Source organism: Streptococcus sp. k-90 (genome assembly GCF_013277565.1).
In the GTDB taxonomy this organism is placed as follows: domain Bacteria; phylum Bacillota; class Bacilli; order Lactobacillales; family Streptococcaceae; genus Streptococcus.
This window is the reverse complement of sequence record NZ_VMNE01000012.1, coordinates 1-21,772: the sequence shown is the minus strand read 5'-3', so window position 1 is coordinate 21,772 and position 21,772 is coordinate 1. Positions and strand designations below refer to the sequence as shown.

The following is a 21,772-nucleotide window of genomic DNA, read 5'->3' as shown; positions in this document are numbered from 1 at the left end:
TTCAATAGCTAAACGTAGGCATAGCTATTCACAGAATATTATAACACAAAAAATCTCATCGTGCTCAGTTTTTTCCTAAATTTACCAGCCAATTTTTTAGTTTTTCTGTTCAGAAATTCATTCACTGTAAACTTTGTCAACAATCTGTCTATTGTACAAAAAAGAAAGCTCATTTCTAAGCTTTCTTTGCAATCATTTTTTCTGCTTCTTGTTCTAAAAATAGTTCCAAGATTTTCTTTGTCAATGTAATCGCCGCTGCCAAGGCCAGAGAAACGATTAAATAATTAGCTACTAAGCCGTGATCTCCAACCAATGGCGGTTTTGTCAAGAATCCGTAATCACCACCTGTTACCAAATTGACCACAAAAATCAAGGCATTTAGGGCAAAGGTCATGAGAAAAATTCCCTTCACATCCAACAATCGCGCATTATAGTGTCTCAATAGATAAACTAGAGAGTTCCCCAAGAGTGCTAAATGCCCAAAGATAAAGGACAAAATCGCAATATGGGGGAAAGGATAAGCATCTGGCACTGGATAAACAAAGGCTGCTAATGTCCCAAATGTTCCTAGTAATGCAAAATACTGCCTATATTTAGACTGACCAGGAAGCAAAAGCACCACAAACATAGCCATACGGCAATGGTAAAAAGGTAGGCTTTCTGACAGCGGCATATGGTTGACCCCATACCAACCATAAAGTAGGATCAACTGAACTGCCTGCAAGATTTGGAAAAATCGTTGGTAAGCCTTCATTTCACGATAGCGATAGGCTGTATAGAAGGTCAAACCCAAGAGTGTAAATATACTGACATACCAAAAAAGATCAAACTTGGGTGGCTCTGTTGCTTGGGTCGTAAAGAAAATATCCCATAAATTCATCTAGTCTTCCTCATGATTCAAAATTTTCCTGCATTTTATTATACCATGCTACTTAAGAAAAATGGATTTAGAAATACGTAAATGTTTGACAAAATTACTTGTCTTCAGTTTCTAAACTTTCTACTAACTTGGCTAGATTCATAGAGTTAGAGCCTTTGAGCAAGATTTGGTCATTAGCTCCTAGACTTTCCTTGACCTGCTTAACTAGGTCTTCAAATTGGTCTTGGTCTTCTGTTTTTTTGAAGTAATAAACATGGCCGATTGGGAACATTTGACTGGCCAATTGGGCTAATTCAGCAATGTCTTCTCCATAGAAAATAAGGGTATCAAGCACATCTGGCGAAAGGCTCAAGATCATCTGATTATGAAGTTGAACAGACTGGTCGCCCAGTTCCTTCATATCCGCCAACACTGCAATTTTCTTGCCACCTTCATTGGCTGGAATAGCAGAGAAAGTCTCTAAAATTAATTTCATAGCAGTCGGATTGGCATTGTAAACATCTGATAGGATATCTGCTCCATTGGATGCTTTCTTCCACTCGGTACGGTTACGCGTCAATTCAAGATTTTGGAAGGCCTGACGAATCTGCTCCTCTGAAACTCCTTCTTGTAGGGCAACATAGGACGCAATCATAGCATTGGTGGCATTGTACTTACCAGTCACTGGCAAATCAAGGGCTTGTTCCAAGAAATTAGCCTTAAAGGTCAGACTGTCCTTGCGCTCAATCAAGTCTGTGACTTCCAGCTCTGTTCCCTGACCAAAACGAATCACCTTCTTATCCGTAGGCAAGTAGTCCTCTACAATAGGGTCAGCTGGCGCCAAAAGTAAAGAACCTGAAGCCATGCCATCAGCAATTTGCATTTTTCCTTTAGCAATCTCAGAACGGTCTTTGAAAAAGGCCAAATGGGCTTCTCCAACCAAAGTTACGATGGCTGTTTTTGGACGGGCCAATTCAGACAAGAGACGAATATCTCCCAAGTGATCCTGCCCCATCTCCAAGACCAACTTTTCTGTTCCTTCAGGCATATGGAGAACTGTATAAGGAAGGCCAATCTCGTTATTGTAATTGCCTTGTGTTTTGTAGGTTTTGTAGGTTGTTGATAGCAAATGCGCCAACATATCCTTGGTCGTCGTCTTACCATTTGAACCCGTTACAGCAAAGACATCAACAGCTGTTTTCTCAAGATAGTAGGCAGCTAGTGATTGAAAGGCAGCCAAAACGTCGTCTACTAGAATGTAGGGGTGATTTGCGACCTCTTTCTCAGACAGGGTTACTACTGCACCATTTTCAAAAGCTGTTTCGATAAAGTCGTGACCATCACGCGCACCTTTGAGTGGCACAAATAAATCTCCAGTCCCAATCAAACGACTGTCAAACTCAGCTTTCTCTAACTGGGTGTCCTCAAAGATGCTGATATCATTTTTAGCTCCTACAACTTGAGCCACTTCATGGATTGTTAATTTCATTTCTACTCCTTTAAAAAGGGTCGAAGCTCGAGAACTCTAGTCACCTTGCAGTGATGGTTCTGGCTCCTACCCTCTCTTTCATTTTTATAGCAAATGCGCTTCGCGCTTGTCAAAACTTTCCTTGGCAAGATCAACCAATCGCTCGATTAAGTCTGGGTAGCTAATTCCCATATTGTCCCAAAGAAGTGGATACATAGACCACTGGGTGAATCCTGGCATGGTATTGAGCTCGTTGAGGAAAACCTCTCCCTTATCTGTATAGAAGAAATCGCAACGAGAGAGACCGAGCCCACCAATGGCACGGAAGGCTGTTTCTGCATTTTGGCGCATGACAGCTACTACATCATCACTGATGTTGGCTGGGATGTCCATAGTAATCTTGTTGTCAATATACTTGGCATCGTAGTCATAAAAGGCAACATCCTTGACTACTTCCCCTGGCAACGTGCTTTTGACATCGTAGTTACCCAAGAGACCAACCTCGATTTCACGGGCATTCACTCCTTGCTCAACCAAGACACGGCTGTCATATTGGAAGGCAAGTTTCAAGGCTTGACGGAGTTCTTCTTGATTTTCAGACTTAGAAATACCGACACTAGAACCCATGTTTGATGGTTTTGTGAAAACTGGATAAGTCAATTTTTCTTCCACTTCAGCGATTTTAGCAGTCACATCGTCCCCTTCAACGATAGCCACATAAGGAACTTGGGCAATGCCAGCAGATTCTAAAACACGCTTGGTCGTGATTTTATCCATGGCAAGACTAGATGATAAGATATTACAGCCGACATAAGGCATTTTCAAAACTTCAAGGAATCCTTGAACAGAGCCATCTTCTCCCATCGGACCGTGAAGAACTGGAAAGACCACTGCACCTTCTTCGTAGATAGCACTTGGAGCAACTTTCTTATCCCAATCAATGGTTTCATTGGTCATGAGACGGTCCTCTTGACCAGGAGTCTGGCTAAATTCCTGAGTTTTGATAAAGTCACCAGACTGGCTAATGAAGAAAGTCTTGACTGTGAAACGATCGTAGTTGACCGCACGCATGACACTCTCAGCTGAAAGGACAGAGACTTCACGCTCTGCACTACGCCCACCATATAAAAGAATAATCGTTTGTTTCATTTTATTTGTTCCAATTCTAATAGAATACTCGTTCTTTAGTATATCATATTTGCTTCTTTTTTGAAACTTGAACCCGATACTGGTCTTAAAGTAATCTAAAAAGAGACCGATAAAACAAATATCGATCTCCTTGATTTTTTGTATAAATGAATTTAGTTTATTAATTTATCTAGACTTACAGCTCTGTCCGATTTTCAATGGCTCGTAAGAGTGTAACTTCGTCCGCATACTCGATATCTGCCCCCACAGCAAGACCTCGTGCCAGACGCGTAACCTTAATACCAGCTGGCTTGAGTAAGCGTGAAAGATACATGGAAGTCGCTTCCCCATCTGCCGTGGCATTGGTTGCTACGATGACTTCTGAAACCTCACTATCCATGAGACGAGTCATGAGGCTCTTGAGATTGATATCATCTGGGCTGATGCCATTCATGGGGGAAATCAGGCCATGCAAAACATGATAAAGTCCATGATATTCTTGGATATTTTCCATGGCCGCCACATCACGACTATCCTCTAGCACCAAAATCGTTGTCTGGTCACGACTTGGATCGGTACAGATGGAGCATGGATCATCATCGGTCAAGCGACCACAGATGGAACAATAGGTCAGCTCTCTCTTAGCAGAAAGGAGATTTTTTGCAAATTCATTGACGTCGTCATCAGACATGCCAATGGTATAAAAGGCCAAACGCGTAGCCGTCTTAATCCCGATACCTGGTAACTTAGAATAACTGTCAATTAGCTTGGCGATAGGTGTTGGATAAAGCATAAATTCCTTTCTAATTCATTGGATGGTATTTTTGATACAGATTGATAATATCACGCGCAATGGACGGTCCTACACCATTTGTTAGATTGGTATTATGAGGAAAGACCACTGCCACAGCAATTTGGGGATTATCAGATGGGGCATAGGCCACCGCATTGGTATTGGTTGCTTGCTGACCATCTGCCACATAACTTTCGGCTGTACCCGTTTTTCCGCTAATAGATACCAAGGCACCATTTGAAAAGGCACGACCAGTTGTCAATCCACTAGTCCCATGGGCAACCTGATAAAATCCTTGTTGCAAGATACTCATATCGGAGTCAGAAATATTGACCTTGTTCATCTCTGTCGGTTTCAGTTGCTGAATCAAGTCGCCCAGTCCTCCCTTATCATTATTTCCATAAATACCTTCAACAATACGAGGAGCCACACGAACTCCATTGTTAGCAATAGTTGCCACATACTGAGCCAACTGCATCGGCGTATAGTTATCAAATTGACCAAATGAATTCGTAATATAATTAGCTAGATCATAATCTTTAGGAATAAAGCCAGTAGATTCATCTGGTAAATCAATACCTGTAGCTGATCCCAAACCATACTCACCAAAGGTTGAGCGTAATTTCCCCATAGCTGATCCTAAGTTTCCAATTCCTGCAATCATATTCGGTTGATAAGTTAATCCCATGATTCCTAAAGCCGTTTGGACCATATAGGTATTGGATGAATACTCCAAGGCTTGAACAGCTGTAATCGGCATCGGACCAGAAAAAGCTGTATACCAAGAATTGATAGGGGGTGAGCCTTGAAAAATAATTGACTGGTCTGTCAAAGTTTGATTACCAGATAGCACACCATTTTCCCAACCAGAACTAATAGTTGCCGCTTTTACAACCGAACCTGGGACAAAGACATTGGTTATCGTTCCCAAGGAATCCGATGTTAACTCGCCTGTTTTCAAGTCATGTTTGATCCCTGACATGGATAAAACAGCACCTGTTTTGGGATTAAGGGCGACTGCATACACGCCTTCAGAATACTTGGCCCCACCATTTCCCAACTCTGAATTGAAATAACTTTTCAGCAAAGCATCTACACTATCTTGGAAGGCCAAATCAATGGTCAGTTTAATATTATTCCCTTTAGTACCAGCTTCGATATTTTCGACACTTTCCATGTTACCGTACTTATCTAGATGAATTTCTTTCACCGAGCGTTTTCCTTGTAAGGTTTCCTCGTATTGTTTTTCCAGGTAAGAAGTCCCAACACGGTCATTAAGAGAATAACCTTTTTTAAGATAGGCATCCGCTTCTTCCGCTGGGAGACCAGCTTTTTCACTCGACACACTACCAATTATAGAGGAAAGGGAAGTTTCTAAAACTTTTCTTTCCCAAGAAGTAGAAATACTGATACCAGGTAATTTCTTGGAAGCGGAGGCAATCAGAGCAATCTGGGTATCTGTCAAAGAATCCGTCACAATGCTTCCTGTCGCAAAGTTTCCAACCGCATTTAACTGACTAAAAAGATAGACTTCTTTCTTTTCATCCTCTGTATAGTTTAGTTGACTCGCTTGGACACTATCGACCGCATTGTTATACAGTTCTGATTCGGATAGACGATTGCCATCTGAATCCAAGCGTTTCTCACCTGGGAGAGCCTCCACTGTTTTTTTATAGATTTCAGGATCAGCCAAATAGTAATCAGCCAACTGGCGTTCTGTCAAATTGGGCGAACTGATACTCACATATCCAAGCAACTGACTAGCGATTTCTTTCAGATCTTTAGCCGTCATTTTATTACTACGCGTAAAGGAAACAACCTGCTTTAACGTATTTTCTACCAAAGGTTTTCCACTAGCATCATAGATTTCCCCACGGGCAGAACTGGTTGTGACCTTGGTCTGACTAGCTGAGGCTAGCTTTTTTTCGTAAAAATCCTTGTTCAAAACCTGCATATACAACAAACGACCAATAATGGTCATAAAGAGTAAAATGACGATTGAAAACAATAAATTAAGCCGAATCGGAATCGAGTGGCTGTTAAATTTTCTCATACAAATCAGTCTCATTTCTAACTTAAAATCTTACTCTTCATTGTACCACAATTTGAGCAGAAAATTATGGAAAAGCAAGAAGCTTTTTTTCGTTTTTACGGCAAGATACGTTTTTATTTATTCATCCCTATATTATATGTTATAATGAATGTAAAAGTTCAATAATCTAGTCTTTTTCCAACACGACTCATTTAAAGGAGCCTTCCCTATGGACAAACCAGATATCGCAACTGTCATTGATTCACATTTTGAAGAAATGACAGACCTAGAGCAAGAAATCGCTCGCTATTTTTTGCAAGCTGAAACGATTACAGATGATTTATCTTCTCAACAAGTCACTCAAAAATTACATATCTCTCAGGCCGCACTAACTCGCTTTGCTAAAAAGTGTGGCTTTACTGGCTACCGAGAATTCATTTTCCAATACCAACATCAGGCAGAAAATCAAGCCAACCAAGTCTCCAAGCACAGTCCACTGACCAAACGAGTCCTCAGAAGCTATAGCAATATGAGGGAACAGACACAAGACTTGATTGACGAAGTCCAACTAGAACGAATTGCCCAATTAATCGAAGATGCTGAGCGTGTCTACTTCTTCGGAACAGGGAGTTCTGGCCTTGTTGCTCGTGAAATGAAATTGCGCTTCATGCGTCTGGGTGTGGTCTGCGAGGCCTTGACCGATCAAGACGGCTTTGCTTGGACAACCAGTATTATGGACGAAAATTGTCTAGTACTCGGTTTCTCACTTTCTGGTACAACACCTTCTATTTTAGATAGTCTATTAGACGCTAAGGATATGGGGGCAAAGACTGTACTTTTTACAAGTGTTCCCAATAAAGATAGTCAGGCCTATACAGAGACTGTTCTTGTAGCCACCCACAGCCAACCCTCCTACATCCAACGAATATCCGCTCAACTTCCTATGCTCTTCTTTATCGATTTGATTTATGCCTACTTTTTGGAAATCAATCGTGAAAGCAAGGAAAAAATCTTTAATAGCTACTGGGAAAATAAGAAACTCAACGGCTATCGTAGACAAAAACGTATAAGAAAATCCTAGTTTAGCTCAGCCAAACTAGGATTTTTATTCATCACCAAACATACCTCTTCAAGATTATGAATCAGTCGTATCTTGACTTAGTCTTGAATAATTTCATGTAATCACTTTTTGAAGGGAGTAAATAAGCAAGTCTGACGGTATCCTCAACAATTGTATATAATACGATGTAATCCTTACTCAAGGTCAATCCTCGCGTTTGGTAGCGAGGGTCTAATTTCTTACCAAATTTTTCATCGGCATCAAATCCAGCTTGGGGGAAAATTTCTAGACGATTAATATCTTTTCTGATACTCGCCACTTTTCTTCTCGCAGCCTCTACAAAACCGATTTCCTCCGCTATATACTGATATATTTTATCCAGACTATCAATCACTCTAGGAGAATACAAAATCCTATATTTTTTATAATCCATAGCGTGTCACGACATCCTCATCTGTCAAGTAATTTCCAGCCTCAATCTTGGCATAACTTTCTTGAACTTCTGCTTGTAATTGTCTAAACAAATACTCCTTCTCTAATTCCTCTTCACTCAGTAAATCTACTCCATTTGTTACGACAACATTCTTTAAAAATAATCTGAGTGCTGATGAAAGAGAGAGATTTTGTTCTTTTAACACTTCCATAGCATCGTTTACCAATTCTCTATTAGCTTGGAAGGTTACCATTTTACTTGAATTCGCTATAGCCATTTTATATAATTCCTTTATATATTTTTTTTATTATCTCACAATTATAAAGAAAGTCAAGGGAACTTGATTAGAAAATCCTAGTTTGGTTAAACCAAACTAGGATTGTTTTGTTTTAAAGTGATAATAAGCACCCAACATACCTGCCGTATTTTGATGATGAGCAAATTCTAATCGTGTTTTTTCTGCTAAACTTGGTACCAAAGCCTCTTTCAAGGCTGTACGGATCTTAGGTTTGAGGATAGCCTCTTGCCCCATGATACCACCACCGAGAATGACCACTTCTGGATTGGCAACGTAGCAAATATTTGCCAGACCTTTCCCAAGGTAATCTACCATGCGGTCAATGCCTTCCATGCAGATTTTGTTTCCTTCAGTAGCTTCCTTAAAAATACGTCGACCATTCCACTGGTCAACTGGATCTCCATGACCTGCTGCTACATACTCAACCAAGGCTGTTGTAGAAGCCAAATCTTGGAACGCTCCATCCTGCATATGCATATAACCAACTTCACAGGCTGAATTGCTAAATCCATGGAAAACTTTCCCATCCATAATCAAACAACCACCGATACCGGTTCCAATAGTCAAGCAAAGAGTGACACTCGCTCCCTTACCTGAACCAGATACTGCCTCAGCTAGACCTGCACAGTTGACATCATTTTCAATCTCACAAGGAATAGTAAAGCTAGTCTCGATTTCCTTTTTGAACTGGGTACCTGCATAGTTAGGGATTTGAGGACCAGCATAGAAGATTTCACCCTTGTCTGGATCCACCATCCCAGCAGAAGAAATGGCAACACCTGCTACTGGGCCTTTTTCTAAATAGCTGGCTACAATATCTTTGGTCTTTTGTAAGATATGAGGTCCACCCTGATGCGCTTCTGTTGGCATTTCATGCGATTCAACAAGTTGGCCTTCTTGGTCGATCAAGCCATATTTGATGTTGGTTCCACCGATATCAATTGCAACGTAGTGTGTCATAAATACCTCCTTATAGATTAGAGGAAGCGCTCCTTGGTTTCACGAATCAAGGCTGCAGCTGCTTCCACAACTGGACGATCTTCTTCAGTCACTGGTGTCAAAGGTGAACGAACAGATCCAATATTAAGTCCTTCATTGATCTTCAAGACTTCTTTAATGACACCATACATATTTCCATGTGCAGAAGTGAGTTTACCAATGATAGCGTTGATAGCGTATTGTAATTCACGCGCTGTTTCCAAGTCTTTATCCGCAATCAATTGGTTAAGTTTCAAGAAGAGTTCTGGCATAGCACCGTAAGTACCACCGATACCAGCCTTAGCACCCATGAGGCGTCCTCCTAGGAACTGCTCATCTGGACCATTAAAGACGATATGGTCTTCTCCACCAAGGCTAACAAAAGTTTGGATATCTTGAACTGGCATAGAAGAGTTCTTCACACCGATAACACGAGGATTCTTCAACATTTCAGTATAAAGACTTGGAGTCAAAGCAACACCTGCCAATTGAGGAATGTTGTAGATAACATAGTCTGTATTTGGAGCTGCAGAACTAATATCGTTCCAGTATTTGGCAACTGAGTATTCTGGCAAGCGGAAGTAAATTGGTGGAATCGTTGCAATGGCATCTACTCCCAAGCTTTCAGCATGGCGAGCTAGTTCCATACTATCTTTAGTATTATTGCAAGCAACATGGGCAATAATAGTTAATTTACCTTTGGCAACTGCCATGACTTCTTCCAAAATCAACTTGCGGTCTTCAACACTTTGGTAGATACATTCACCAGAAGAACCATTGACATAAAGACCTTGAACACCTTTATCAATAAAGTATTGAACCAAGGAACGCGTACGTTCTGGACTTACTTCTCCTTGTTCATCATAACATGCGTAGAAGGCTGGAATGATACCTTCGTATTTTTTCAAATCTGACATAGATTTTCTCCTATTATTTTTATTTTCTGCTAAAGCAGATTCTTTCTTTACTTCTTTAGTATACACTTTACCGAAAAGGCTTTCAATATTTTGTAGACACTTAGATTTTAGTTTCTTGCTTATAGAATAGCGTTTGGAGCGTTTGAAAGTAGTTTCAGAAATAATTGCAACCCTTACTCATACTTAGCAAATAGCTTTTCCATCACTCCTACTTGTAAAAAAGCAAGAAGTCCAAAACCAAAGAGAATAAAAGCTGATCCTCCCAATAGAAGGGTAAAGGCTGATAGATATAGAATCATCAAAATCAAAAAGATAGTTGCGATCATCAAGATAAACCAAGGAGCGTTAAAACTAGCCAACATCAGTCCTTTTTGAAGAATTTCTTTCCAAGATAGGTCATAACGTGCCGCGATAGGGTAACTAGCCAACATCACAATGGTGAGGAAGATAAGAATACCTAGACAAATAGCTTTCACCAATTGGAAGGGCAGAGCTGTTTGACCCCAGAAAAGATAGAGATCTGAAAGAGTTAGAAATACAATTCCTAATTCTAACATCCCCAACTGAAAACCTAGTTTCAGGTTTTGCCTAAAAACTCTTAGATAGGTTCTAAAAACTGGAACACGTCTACTTTGCTTGATTTCAAACATTGTCTGATAGAGACTAATTTTGGCTACTCCAATCGTTACGATTGGCAAACAAGTTACTACAAAGAGAAGATTGACTGTTACAATATCTAAAACCTTCTCACTAATTCGCATTAGAAAATTATCTGTATCAAATGCAGCCTTGATGAGACTTCTTCCTTTTTGTGACATCTTTTACTCCCCCTATAATTTATATCACTTGCTAAATCATTCCGATTTATCAATTGATAAGATTCAACTCTTAAACTCAATTTTCAAAAGTGTTCAATAATACTCAATGAAAATCAAAGAGCAAACTAGGAAGCTAGCCGTAGGTTGCTCAAAGCACTGCTTTGAGGTTGTAGATAAGACTGACGAGATCAGTCACATATATATTCCAAGGCGAAGCTGACGCGGTTTGAATTTGATTTTCGAAGAATATAAGATAGTCATCAGCTATCTCGATCTATCATTCTAATCAATTAAAATTTTAAACAAATACTTGCGAACTTGATCTTCCATACCTGCATAACCATTTGGTTGATGTGGCTCTCCTGGGAAGAAAATCGCAAAATTGTGATACCCCAACAAGAGTGGGTAGTGTTCATGACAATGGACAAAACCAATATCACTTGTTTCGTCAAATGCTACTGCTTCATCTTTGATACGTGAACCGTAGCTCGAATATTCATGCCCTTCTACCAATAAATGCAAGTCTGCATAGTTCTTGTGATGTTCAAACTGGTCATTTTCAGCTTTATTTAGGACATTTTCTTGAACAACTAGAAAAACCTTGTCACCATCAATATCATATTTTCCTAACTCGAATGAATCTTTACGATGTTCATAAAGATAATCAATTGCCTTGTCAAGATTGGGATGAATCCCTTTATAGAAGCTAATATTTTTCAAATCGTCAAAAATCATTATTTTCTCCTTTAAAAATCGTCATTAAGCGATTAAAACTAACACCTCCAACAGTGTCATTTACTGTCGGAGGCTTTTAGATAGTGCTAGCAATAGCCAATTGATACTGTAAAAGAAATCGTTTCTTATCCTTTAACAGCTCCCATAGTAATACCTTGTGTGAAGGATTTTTGGAAGACTAGGAAGACTGTTACGATTGGCACTGCAGCAAGAGCTGCACCTGCCATGATTAAACCATAGTTGGTTGCCATTTCGGCTTGCATGGTCGCAACACCGAGTGAAATAGTCAAATTGTTACGTGAAGTCAACATAACCAACTGCATGAAGTAGTCGTTCCAAGTATTGATGAAGGTAAAGATTGCAAGAGCCGCAAACCCTGGTTTTACAATTGGGAAAGCTACGCTCCAGAAAGTACGAATCTCACCACAACCATCAATTTTAGCTGATTCAAGCAACTCTGTTGGAATATTTTCACTAAATTGTTTCATAAGGAAAACCCCAAATGGCCATCCAATCAAAGGCAAGATAACTGCCCAGAGAGTATCGTGGATTCCCATGAAGTTGACGATACGTACCAATGGTACAAGGACAACTTGTTTTGGAAGAGCCATAGCAGCAATAAAGATTGCAAAGAGGATACGTTGACCATAGAAACGTTTTTTAGCCAATACATAACCTGCTAGAGATGAAGTTGCACAGACTAAGAACATAGTTACCAATGAGATAAATACTGAGTTCCACATCCATTGCATAGCAGGGTTTTGCACCATGAGTTGTTGGAAGTTTTCCATGGTTGGCATTTTAGGGAACCACTGTGGTGGAATTACGATTGTATCAGGTTGTGATTTAAATGCCCCTGTCAAAATCCAGTAGAATGGAAAGATGAACAGCACGGTCAATAAGAGCAAAATGATTGTTGAAATAACAGTAAAGGCTGTTAATGGTTTCTTTTGTGTAGATTGCATAGCTGTCTCCTTTCTTTAATATTCTACGTCGTTTCCGAGTGCTTTAAATTGAACAAAGCTTACGATAGCAATCATGACTGCCAAGAAGACACCAATTGTGTTGGCATAACCATATTCTGTCAATTGGAAGGCTTTTTCGTATAGGTAGTACATCAAGGTACTTGTTGAGTAGTTTGGCCCACCAGATGTCAAAAGCTGAATCAAGGCGAAAACTTGGAATGAGTTGATTGTTGTGATGATTGCGATATAAAGAGTTGTTGGAAGAAGGCTTGGCCATTTAATCTTCCAGAAAACTTGAAATTCAGTTGCACCGTCTACACGAGCCGCTTCAACCAATGAATTGTCAATATTCCCCATAGCAGCTATGTAGAGGATGATTGGTTGACCAACTGAAGTTGTCAAGAGGATAATCATAATTGCCAGCAATGCCCAGTGTTTGTCTCCCAGCCATGAAATATTTTGAGTAATAATATGGCTTGATTTAAGCACAAAGTTCAAGATACCTGATAGTGGGTCATAGATCCATTTCCATACAACCGTTACGGCAACACTACCTGTTACGACAGGAAGGAAAAAGACAAAACGGTAGAAGGATCTGGCAATAGCATTTTGATGGTAGGTTTGCGACGCCACAAAGAGCGAAAAGAGAACAACAATCGGTACAGATCCAACAACCAAAATAACTGTGTTAATCAGAGATTTTGTAAAGACAGGATCTTTAAACATACGGATATAGTTATCTAAGCCCACAAATTCAAAACTAGTCATAGAGTAGTTAAAGAAACTTGTGATAAAGCCCATAATCATTGGTACTAAAACGAAGACAATGAAGAAGAATAAAACTGGCGCTAGGAAAGCATAAGAAATAATAGTTTCTCTCATACGAATTTTATTAACTTTCACTATCGGCACCTCTCTTTCCTTTTCTTTTATTGATAATCTCCTAAGAGAATGATGATTTACCTTTTAAATAAAAGCCCCCTTTTCTTACACAAGCGTGCAAAGGGAAAAGGGGCTACAAAATCTAGTTTAGGGTTTATTGTTTAGTAGCTTTTTTGATAGTTTCGTTTGCTTTTTCAGTAAATGCTTTCAATGCATCAGCTGGTTTTTGATCGCCATTTGAAACTGATTGCAACATTGGGAACCATAGAGTTCTCATTTCTGCAAAACCATCAATTGTATTGTAGTATGGTGAGTAGTACTTAGTCCAAGCACCGATTGTTTCCATACGTTTGTCATCATAGAGTTTACCAAATGATGTACGAACTGGGAATGCTCCTGTACGAACAACATCTTTTGGACCCCATTCTTTATCATCAGCGATGAATTGAACAAATTTCTTAGAAGCAGCAATTTTCTTGTCGTCTTTGTTGTTAAATACTGCAAATCCGTTTACAAGGTATTCAAGAGCTGGTTTACCAGAATCAGATGGGAATGGTACTTCTACCACTTCTACTTTACTTGCTTCCAATAGTTTAGCTTGGATACCATTTTGAGATGGTGCCCAAAGAGTAGTGTATGATGTTTGGCCGTTAGCAAAGTTTTGGATATCTGCTCCACCATCAAATTGTGAACCATTATTCAACAAACCATCTTTAATCCAGCTAGTTGCTTTTTCAAGACCTTTAACGAATTTAGGATCATCAGTTGTATACTTAGTAACATCTTTATCAGTTACAGAAGCACCATAAAGGTTTGAAATGAAGGCACGTGTTCCTTGGTCTCCCCCTTGACCTGAACTGAACAATGAACCTGGTGTATAGCCTTTAGCTTTGAGTGCTTTCAATACTTTTTCAAAGTCGTCTGTTGTCCAGCCTTCTTTTACAAGATTCGCAACTCCAGCTTCTTCCAACATTTTCTTGTTCATAGCCATGTAGAATGGTGCTGAACTGATTGGATACATATAAGCTTTATCGCCAGCTTTACTTGCTTTTACAATATTTTCATTGTTAACATCTTTAACAAAGTCGTCTGTAAAGAGGTCGTTCAAGTCAGCCAATTTTCCATTTTTACCGTATTGGATGATACGTCCTGGTGCGTCAAAGAGGACGTCAGGAGCTGTACCTGCTTCGATAGCTGTAGTGATTTTTTCTGGACCTGACTTAAAGTCGATAGTTTCCAATTTCACTTTAACATCTGGGTTTGCTTTTTCAAAGGCTGCGATGATAGATTTTTCATAAGTTCCAACACCATCACCAGTTTTTTCTTGAGTGAAGACTGGGAATGCCCACCAAGTGATTTCTGTTTTTCCGCTATCGCTACCCGATTTTGCAGCATCTTTACTTCCGCCAGAATTTCCACAAGCAGCAAGACCAAGAATCGCAGCACCCGCAAGCACTGTACAAGCTAGTTTTCTAAATTTCATTTGTATTCTCCTATTTATAAGCGTATCCATATTGGATAATGAGCAAGTTTGCATCTGTATACGTTTTCATTTTATCCGACGCTTCCACCACTCTCCTCTATTTTGAGATTGTGTTATTTAAGACCAGCAACAAAGCGTTCTGTAATCTCTTTTGGTCTAGTAATAGCGCCACCAACAACAATACCTCGCACTCCATATCCTAGGATTTGTTTGGCTTGTTCTGGTGTATGAATTTTCCCTTCAGCGATAACATCTACACCCGCATCACAGAACTTCTTGATTAGTTCAAAATCTGGACCGTCTACCTTTGGACTGTAAGATGTGTAACCTGATAAGGTTGTTCCAACGAAGTCAATTCCTGCTTCTACGGCTGCTAACCCTTCTTCGAAGGTACTAGTATCAGCCATCAAGAGCTGGTTAGGATATTTTTCCTTAACCTGACGGATAAACTCCTGAATCTCCAAACCATCGTAGCGTTCGCGTTTAGTACAGTCTAGAGCAATCACTTCAATATCTAGTTCTGCTAATTCATCAACTTCTTTCATAGTAGCAGTGATGAAGGGTTCTTGAGGTGGATAATCTCGTTTGATAATCCCTATAATCGGAAGTTTTGTAACCTCTTTAATTTCCTTGATATCACGAACACTATTGGCTCGAATACCGACTGCTCCACCTTGCTCAGCCGCTTTGACCAGCAAGGGGATGACTCCTCCCGCTTCTGTATAAAGCGGTTCGTGAGGAAGGGCCTGACAAGAAACAATGATTCCATCTTTGATTTGTGCAATCAAGGCTTCTTTAGTAATCTGTGGCATCCTTTTTCCTCCTTTTCCTTTTTTCTTATGAGACAATTATATACTATTTTTAAAGCGCTTTCAATACTTTGTCATAGAATAGATTTCAGTTTCAAAAGTATTTTATAGAACAGCGTATCTTGAAAGTAGTTTCAGCAGAGAAAATAATTCACATCTATTATACTAATTTAAAACGCGTCAGCGTCGCCTTACCGTACTCAAGTGCAGTCTGCAGTCAGCTTCCTAGTTTGCTTTTTGATTTTAATTGAGTATTATTTTTATTTACCTCTCTATTCCAATTTATATCTATAAAACCAGCCTAGAATTCTAACTATCTTATTAGATTCCAGACTGGTTTATTTTAGATTAACATAGAAGTTCAAAGTGAGATTTCAGACAAAGTTAACTGTCTTTTTGTTTATAGGAAATCATTACTCCAAGGATCATTCCCACAAAACCAAGCAAAACTGTTGTTATTGATTTATTCTCACCTGTATTTGGTAACTTAGACTGTTCGTTATTACTTACTTTATTCTCTAATCGATTAGATTCAGAGTATTCATTTGTTGATAACAATTTAGATGACAGTGAAAGTTCTTCAGCCTTGTTATCTTCTGTAATATTTTTAAATGGTGGATTATCAATGGAGTGTCGGAAAGTCATCGCATAAATACTAGAATTATTAGTCTCAAAAATAATCTTTCCATCTTTTTGTTCGAATTCAATAGTGTGTAGTTTTCCTTCTGGATCTACAGCATAAACATTCTCAACGGACTGATCTGTAGCAAAAGTAACAAGGACTTTTCCTTCAGGTTTGACATATCTGCCATTTACATCCTTCAATTTGATATCAAATGCTTTGTAGTTTAATGAACTTAAATCACTAACTTGAACTTCTTGAATTTGAATACCTATCACATTTTTCAATACTTCTTCTGAAGCTTGAATTTGAATACTTCCTGTTTCATTTTTTAAAATACGTTGTGAACTAGCAATTTCTGTGATAACGTGCTTAGTTTCTGCTTCATCCTTACTGTCTTTATTATTTACTTGTTTATCAGTAGATTTCACTACTGAACTTCCTTCTCCTGCTGTAGATAATACTTCTGTATAATTTTCTACATCATACACAACACTAGTTACTGTATTCACTCCGCCTGTGAAATCTGGAAGGTGATGAATCTCAGCAACCGCACCATTCACGCCACCTGTAAACTCTGGCTTAGAGACTGTAGGAGCTGGAGAATCTCCTAATGTGGATATAATACCGCTATACTCTGGAACTTCTGTAACAAGTGAGTCGCCTCCATTCACGCCACCTGTAAACTCTGGCTTAGAGACTGTAGGAGCTGGAGAATCACCTAATGTGGATAGAACACCGCTATACTCTGGAACTTCTGTAACAAGTGAGTCGCCTCCATTAACCCCGCCTGTAAAGTCATGGTGTTCAACTGTTGGGGCCGATTCTTCTCCTGAGGTTGATAATGTATCACCCATATACTCTGGGATTTCTAGTATCGGAGATTCAATGAAAGGAACTCCACCTGTATAGTCTGAAATATGATGGACCTCAGCATCCGCACCATTCACTCCGCCTTTAAACTCTGGCTTAGCTACTGTAGGAGCTGGAGAATCACCTAATGTGGATATAATACCGCTATACTCTGGAACTTCTGTAACAAGTGAGTCGCCCCCATTCACGCCACCTTTAAACTCTGGCCTAGCTACTATAGGGGCTGGAGTGTCTCCTAATGTGGAGAGAACACCGCTATACTCTGGAACTTCTGTAACAAGTGATTCGCCTCCGTTAACTCCGCCTGTAAAGTCATGCTGTTCAACTGTTGGGGCCGATTCTTCTCCTAAGGTTGATAATACACCCGTATACTCTGGGATTTCCAGTATAGGAGATTCAGTGAAAGGAACTCCACCTTTAAACTCTGGCTTATCTACTGTAGGAGCTGCAAAGTCACCAGATGTACCTAAAATACCAGAATCTTCTTTTCCACTATCTTTTTTTGGATCTAATTTCCCAGCTAAATCCTTATCCGAATCCTTCTTAGAAGGTTCCACTTCTTTATCTTCCACATAGACAGGATCTTTTGGTTGACCCTCAATATAAGAACGAACCCAATCCAGCTGCTCTTTTGATAAGACTAAACCACCACTGCGGCTTCCTACAACACCATTTTGGTGAACTCCAATTAAAGCACCTTTATCATTATAAAGACCACCACCAGACGCTCCAGGTTTCGTACCTCCATAGCTAATTCCCTCTATTCCAGAACCGAAGTCTGTAGTTCCTACTACTTTGCTATCTAAAACTGGACTTAGCTTGTTATCTGGAAAACCATAGACCGAAACTGAATCCCCCTCTGCAACTTTCGAAGATTGTTTTACAACCTCTACAGGAGTTACTCCTTTTACTGCTTCTTTTAACCGAACCAAAGCTAAGTCATTTTTAAATCCAAATACTGAATCTTTTTTATTCCAATAAACAATATCATCATCTGAAAAATTCACAGACTTACCATTCGGCAAAGTTGCTTTATACACTGTATTGGTACGACCAGATTTAGTAATTACTTCAGAACCTTTAACTGTTAAGAAATTATGAGCGACTGTTAACACCAAATTGGGTGCAATTAAAGTACCTGACCCCGACCCATCTGGCGTTTGAATGTGCGTTGTAGCATAGAAATTTTCTGAGCCATTCGGAGCTTGTAACACCTCTTTACTAGGTACAGGTAAATTCGATTTACCACTCAAATCGACTTTACCAACTTCAGTTCTTGCAAAATCCGAAGAAGACGTTGATGGAGGAGTTACCGAATCTACTACCGCTCTTATAATTGTATCTCCTAAAGCTAACTTACTAACATATTCATCAGACCAAGTAGTATCACTTGCTAGTTTGTTAATTGGCACTCCGTTATAGGATACCACTTTAGCTGTTGGGGAAGTTGCTATTAACTGTTTGAAGTCTGGATTTTGTCTTAAATGAAAATTCAAGCCACTTCCAACAGGACCTTCCTGAACAACCTTATCTGAAATTAAACGAGTTCCTTTAGTATCTTCCACTCGAAGTAGAACACGACCTTTTTCTTCACCTTTTACTAAAGTAGCTCGACCTTTTTCATCAAAACTATATAAAGCACCATCAATCTCAGACTCTACATCTTTTAAAGCTATATGATTTTCATCATAGTAGTAACGGTTTGCACCATCTATATACCAACCCTTTATACCATATTTATCAATCATAGAACGAATCCAAGCTCTGTGCTTGTCCGTAAAGATAGTACCACCGCCAATACGCTCACTCTCAGGAGCGTTTGAAGTATTTGTTCCGTGCTGGTGGATACCGACTACCTCTCCCTTATCATTAAACAAAGGAGCACCTGAAAAACCTCCTAAAGCTGAGGAATGATAAGTGACTGCACCACTCTCTTTATTGATACTGCTCACAGTTGTTGAGACTGAATAAGCCTTACCGTCTTTCAAGCGAGCTTTATTTTCTTTACTTAAATTTGGAGTAGAAAAATCATTGGGATATCCGACCATAGTGATTTTATCACCAGTAGAAACCTCTTTATGACTCAACTCTCTTGGAGAGTCCTCACCACCTGTCATAGCTTCTACAGGCTTTTTAGTTACCACTACTGCTAAGTCGTTGCTATAGTCTTTACCAAAGTCTTTGCCGTTATACAAGTGAATAGAGTCTTTTTCAAGAGCTTCCGATACACCAGAAGTAGGTACTTTATTGCTTTTCTCCTTTTCCGAGTTCATCACAACATAACTACGAGCAGACTCCCCACCACGCAAGACCGCAGACTTATCCTCTTGGTTTTTATCATAGTAGTTATGAGCTACTGTTACCATCACATTCGGAGCTACAAAGACACCGCTACCTGATGCGGTTTGTTTTCCACTCGTTCCACTGTCATAAGTGGTGTAAGTCATAGCAACACCTTCTGCAGATTTACTATGAACATCCACATCTTGAATATCGCTACCACCTTGAATGACATCAGCATAAACAACCCCGCCACCAATAACTGGTAACTCTGGTGCAGCTAAGCCAATCACCGCTGATAGTGTCAAACAACCAACCAAACCATAAGCTTTGGATTTACGAAATTTCCCTAAACCCTTTAAACATATAAACATATATTACCTCACTTTAACTTTCAAAGTTAATTTATCCAAGTATATTCTAAAAAATAAAATATTACAGTTTCCATTAGCATAACACTCTCTATTTTGATTCTTACAATAAAAATAGACATGGACTATTTTGCTACTTTACAAATGCTATTTAAGTACTGTATCTACAGGAATATCGTTTTTACAAGATATTATCCTAACGAGAAAACCATCTTATACACAAACTTATATATAAATGTTCATTTGTAGCGAAACTGTATATTTTCTTATAAATTATAACACATTTCACAGGTGATTTTCAATGTATTGAAATAGGTTTCACCACATTAGACATAAGAATGACAAAATCAAAGAAAAAATCGGTTTGGCTTCTTATGGATGACTTTAGTTTCCATATCCTTTCTAATACAGGGAAAAACATTGGGGTATGATTCAGAAATAGCCATTCGTCTATCATTTCCGCTTCAAAGCATTCGTATCATAGTTCATATTAAGGACTCTATCATTCTTTCCCTAAAATACAGTGATAGCTATAAGAGTTACTGAATTTCAAAGTATATATGAACTAGAATATTTGCTGACTAGACTCTGTACAAAAAGAGAGCTACTAGGCTCTCTCATTCATCACTTCACATATTTAAAAGGAATCTCACTACCACATAGCCAGTTGTATACTTGGTCATTTACAAAGACATTCATGGCTTCGTGGGCATACTCAGGCATGATGCGATAGGTCTTATCGCAGGTGAGACGGTTGTAAATCGCAAACTGGGTAATAGGATAGCAAACATCATCGTCCAAGCCCGTAATCATCTTAACCTCACCCTTGATACGATGAGCGAGATTTTTCACATCGATATAGGCCAGGGTCGCCATGATTTCCTCCTCAGTTTCATGGAAGGGATCGTGAAACTTGAAATAACGGAAAAGTTCGTCGTAAGCCTCGCTAGTATTACCAATCTCAAGCACTCGTCTAAAGTCTGACAAGAAGGGATAGATGGCAACTGTTTTCTGAATCCGAGGATTGAGTGCTGCTGCAACCAAAGCTAAAGCCCCTCCTTGAGAGGCACCATAGCTAGAAAGACGATTCTCATCAACCTGAGACAAACTGGCAATAATTTCAACCAACTGGTAAATATCCAAATAGACATCCTTATAAAAGAGGTGCTCCCGATCTTCCACAGCACCACGGATAATATGCCCCTTAACTGTATTTCCTAGAGGAGACCGCAAGCCGTCTTGCGAGTAACCTGACTGGCCCCGCACATCTATGGAGACAACACCGTAACCAGATACGGTATAGGACAGCATGTCGGCCCAGTCCCAGCCACGTCCCATATAACCATGGAAATGGAAGATTATCGGAACCTTCTCCTCACTCTTTGGAAGAACGACGCGCGCATAGATCTTTCCTTCATTGGTTCCTTCAAATGTTAACTCATAGCACTTGATTTGAGGAATGCAGAAATCTCTTTCCTCCAACTGGTAGGCTGGAAGAGTTGAAACTTTTTTCACTTCCTCATCCCAGAAAGCATCAAAGTCCTCTGGAACCTCATCTCGTCCTTTATAAGTCTTAATTTCTTCTAACAAAGCTGGATTTTTCATAGCATGCTCCTTTTTGTAATCGCTATCACAACTGTAGCATATCTAGAAAAGCAATGCAAGAAAGAAAAGCAAATAGAAAGTGATTTTAGATTCTTTACTTTTAGGATGACAGGCTGAAAGTAGTTTTAGAAACGAAAAAAGAGCATTTCTGCCCTTCTTCTCCTATTCAAGCTTATTTTGTTGCTTCTTTCTTTTGAAAAGTGGTTTGGTAATTTACTTTAATCGTTACTGTCATGTGAGAGTCCTCGTTTCTTTTTGATGACTCTAGTATAAGGGGCAAACCTGAAAACTAGCTTAAGATTTTCTTAGAGAAAGCTTATACTCAATGAAAATCAAAGAGCAAACTAGGAAACTAGCCGCAGG

General features: G+C 39.4%; 18 protein-coding genes. 1 reads left to right on the top strand and 17 read right to left on the bottom strand.

What is annotated here, in order from left to right; all coding sequences use genetic code 11:
• Positions 1-175 precede the first annotated feature (175 nt).
• The 5 genes from HT734_RS04445 to pbp2b all read right to left on the bottom strand — a co-directional run bounded on the left by HT734_RS04445 (position 176) and on the right by pbp2b (position 6,316).
• Positions 176-880 carry a TIGR02206 family membrane protein gene (locus HT734_RS04445; RefSeq protein ID WP_173277915.1) on the bottom strand — a complete coding sequence of 235 codons (705 nt, stop codon included), beginning with the start codon at positions 878-880 and terminating at the stop codon, positions 176-178.
• 94 nt (positions 881-974) lie between these two features.
• Positions 975-2,348: a UDP-N-acetylmuramoyl-tripeptide--D-alanyl-D-alanine ligase gene (gene murF, locus HT734_RS04440; protein ID WP_173277913.1), complete on the bottom strand. Its 1,374-nt coding sequence runs from the start codon at positions 2,346-2,348 to the stop codon at positions 975-977.
• A gap of 84 nt (positions 2,349-2,432) precedes the next feature.
• On the bottom strand, positions 2,433-3,476 hold the full coding sequence (locus HT734_RS04435) for a D-alanine--D-alanine ligase (protein ID WP_173277911.1): 1,044 nt from the start codon (positions 3,474-3,476) through the stop codon (positions 2,433-2,435).
• 175 nt (positions 3,477-3,651) lie between these two features.
• Positions 3,652-4,248 (bottom strand): recombination mediator RecR, encoded by a 597-nt coding sequence (gene recR / locus HT734_RS04430; protein ID WP_000966748.1) that lies wholly within the window; start codon positions 4,246-4,248, stop codon positions 3,652-3,654.
• Between the two features lie 10 nt (positions 4,249-4,258).
• Entirely contained in the window at positions 4,259-6,316 is a 2,058-nt protein-coding gene (gene pbp2b / locus HT734_RS04425) for a penicillin-binding protein PBP2B (protein ID WP_173277908.1), read from the bottom strand.
• A gap of 193 nt (positions 6,317-6,509) precedes the next feature.
• Here pbp2b and HT734_RS04420 point away from each other — a divergent pair, with 193 nt between their 5' ends.
• Complete coding sequence (locus HT734_RS04420; protein WP_173277906.1) at positions 6,510-7,361, top strand: MurR/RpiR family transcriptional regulator; 852 nt, start codon at positions 6,510-6,512, stop codon at positions 7,359-7,361.
• A gap of 61 nt (positions 7,362-7,422) precedes the next feature.
• Here HT734_RS04420 and HT734_RS04415 read toward each other — a convergent pair whose 3' ends face one another.
• The 12 genes from HT734_RS04415 to HT734_RS04360 form a co-directional block, all read right to left on the bottom strand.
• Positions 7,423-7,773, bottom strand: a complete 351-nt coding sequence (locus tag HT734_RS04415) for a type II toxin-antitoxin system RelE/ParE family toxin (RefSeq protein WP_061087703.1) — start codon at positions 7,771-7,773, stop codon at positions 7,423-7,425.
• Complete coding sequence (locus HT734_RS04410) at positions 7,763-8,050, bottom strand: XRE family transcriptional regulator (protein WP_033683246.1); 288 nt, start codon at positions 8,048-8,050, stop codon at positions 7,763-7,765. Before HT734_RS04410 ends, HT734_RS04415 begins: the two co-directional genes overlap by 11 nt.
• A 96-nt stretch (positions 8,051-8,146) precedes the next feature.
• The gene (locus HT734_RS04405; RefSeq protein ID WP_061087702.1) at positions 8,147-9,031 is read right to left on the bottom strand and encodes an ROK family protein; all 885 of its coding nucleotides are present in this window, start codon (positions 9,029-9,031) and stop codon (positions 8,147-8,149) included.
• Between the two features lie 17 nt (positions 9,032-9,048).
• Positions 9,049-9,966 (bottom strand): dihydrodipicolinate synthase family protein, encoded by a 918-nt coding sequence (locus HT734_RS04400; protein ID WP_061087701.1) that lies wholly within the window; start codon positions 9,964-9,966, stop codon positions 9,049-9,051.
• A 173-nt stretch (positions 9,967-10,139) separates the two neighbouring features.
• Positions 10,140-10,784 carry a YesL family protein gene (locus HT734_RS04395; RefSeq protein WP_061087700.1) on the bottom strand — a complete coding sequence of 215 codons (645 nt, stop codon included), beginning with the start codon at positions 10,782-10,784 and terminating at the stop codon, positions 10,140-10,142.
• Positions 10,785-11,066: 282 nt separating this feature from the next.
• Positions 11,067-11,519: a YhcH/YjgK/YiaL family protein gene (locus HT734_RS04390; protein WP_061087699.1), complete on the bottom strand. Its 453-nt coding sequence runs from the start codon at positions 11,517-11,519 to the stop codon at positions 11,067-11,069.
• Between the two features lie 125 nt (positions 11,520-11,644).
• Positions 11,645-12,484, bottom strand: coding sequence for a carbohydrate ABC transporter permease (locus HT734_RS04385; protein WP_061759284.1), 840 nt, complete (start codon positions 12,482-12,484; stop codon positions 11,645-11,647).
• 15 nt (positions 12,485-12,499) lie between these two features.
• Positions 12,500-13,366, bottom strand: coding sequence for a sugar ABC transporter permease (locus tag HT734_RS04380; protein ID WP_161970153.1), 867 nt, complete (start codon positions 13,364-13,366; stop codon positions 12,500-12,502).
• 154 nt (positions 13,367-13,520) lie between these two features.
• A complete protein-coding gene (locus HT734_RS04375) occupies positions 13,521-14,849 on the bottom strand; it encodes an ABC transporter substrate-binding protein (RefSeq protein WP_173277904.1) in 1,329 nt (442 codons plus the stop codon).
• Between the two features lie 113 nt (positions 14,850-14,962).
• Entirely contained in the window at positions 14,963-15,661 is a 699-nt protein-coding gene (locus HT734_RS04370) for an N-acetylmannosamine-6-phosphate 2-epimerase (RefSeq protein ID WP_061087697.1), read from the bottom strand.
• A gap of 381 nt (positions 15,662-16,042) precedes the next feature.
• Positions 16,043-19,807, bottom strand: a complete 3,765-nt coding sequence (locus tag HT734_RS04365; protein WP_173277902.1) for an SIALI-17 repeat-containing surface protein — start codon at positions 19,805-19,807, stop codon at positions 16,043-16,045.
• Positions 19,808-20,428: 621 nt separating this feature from the next.
• The gene (locus tag HT734_RS04360; RefSeq protein ID WP_061759281.1) at positions 20,429-21,409 is read right to left on the bottom strand and encodes an acetylxylan esterase; all 981 of its coding nucleotides are present in this window, start codon (positions 21,407-21,409) and stop codon (positions 20,429-20,431) included.
• Between the last annotated feature and the right edge of the window lie 363 nt (positions 21,410-21,772).

Excerpts from the sequence above, each read along its gene's own strand:
- HT734_RS04365 (WP_173277902.1), bottom strand. The coding sequence starts at position 19,807 with ATGTTTATATGTTTAAAGGGTTTAGGGAAATTTCGTAAATCCAAAGCT.
- HT734_RS04415 (WP_061087703.1), bottom strand. The coding sequence starts at position 7,773 with ATGGATTATAAAAAATATAGGATTTTGTATTCTCCTAGAGTGATTGAT.
- HT734_RS04410 (WP_033683246.1), bottom strand. The coding sequence starts at position 8,050 with ATGGCTATAGCGAATTCAAGTAAAATGGTAACCTTCCAAGCTAATAGA.
- pbp2b (WP_173277908.1), bottom strand. The coding sequence starts at position 6,316 with ATGAGACTGATTTGTATGAGAAAATTTAACAGCCACTCGATTCCGATT.
- HT734_RS04405 (WP_061087702.1), bottom strand. The coding sequence starts at position 9,031 with ATGACACACTACGTTGCAATTGATATCGGTGGAACCAACATCAAATAT.
- HT734_RS04445 (WP_173277915.1), bottom strand. The coding sequence starts at position 880 with ATGAATTTATGGGATATTTTCTTTACGACCCAAGCAACAGAGCCACCC.
- HT734_RS04385 (WP_061759284.1), bottom strand. The coding sequence starts at position 12,484 with ATGCAATCTACACAAAAGAAACCATTAACAGCCTTTACTGTTATTTCA.
- HT734_RS04370 (WP_061087697.1), bottom strand. The coding sequence starts at position 15,661 with ATGCCACAGATTACTAAAGAAGCCTTGATTGCACAAATCAAAGATGGA.
- HT734_RS04375 (WP_173277904.1), bottom strand. The coding sequence starts at position 14,849 with ATGAAATTTAGAAAACTAGCTTGTACAGTGCTTGCGGGTGCTGCGATT.
- recR (WP_000966748.1), bottom strand. The coding sequence starts at position 4,248 with ATGCTTTATCCAACACCTATCGCCAAGCTAATTGACAGTTATTCTAAG.
- HT734_RS04360 (WP_061759281.1), bottom strand. The coding sequence starts at position 21,409 with ATGAAAAATCCAGCTTTGTTAGAAGAAATTAAGACTTATAAAGGACGA.
- HT734_RS04395 (WP_061087700.1), bottom strand. The coding sequence starts at position 10,784 with ATGTCACAAAAAGGAAGAAGTCTCATCAAGGCTGCATTTGATACAGAT.
- HT734_RS04400 (WP_061087701.1), bottom strand. The coding sequence starts at position 9,966 with ATGTCAGATTTGAAAAAATACGAAGGTATCATTCCAGCCTTCTACGCA.
- HT734_RS04435 (WP_173277911.1), bottom strand. The coding sequence starts at position 3,476 with ATGAAACAAACGATTATTCTTTTATATGGTGGGCGTAGTGCAGAGCGT.
- HT734_RS04420 (WP_173277906.1), top strand. The coding sequence starts at position 6,510 with ATGGACAAACCAGATATCGCAACTGTCATTGATTCACATTTTGAAGAA.
- HT734_RS04380 (WP_161970153.1), bottom strand. The coding sequence starts at position 13,366 with ATGAGAGAAACTATTATTTCTTATGCTTTCCTAGCGCCAGTTTTATTC.
- HT734_RS04390 (WP_061087699.1), bottom strand. The coding sequence starts at position 11,519 with ATGATTTTTGACGATTTGAAAAATATTAGCTTCTATAAAGGGATTCAT.
- murF (WP_173277913.1), bottom strand. The coding sequence starts at position 2,348 with ATGAAATTAACAATCCATGAAGTGGCTCAAGTTGTAGGAGCTAAAAAT.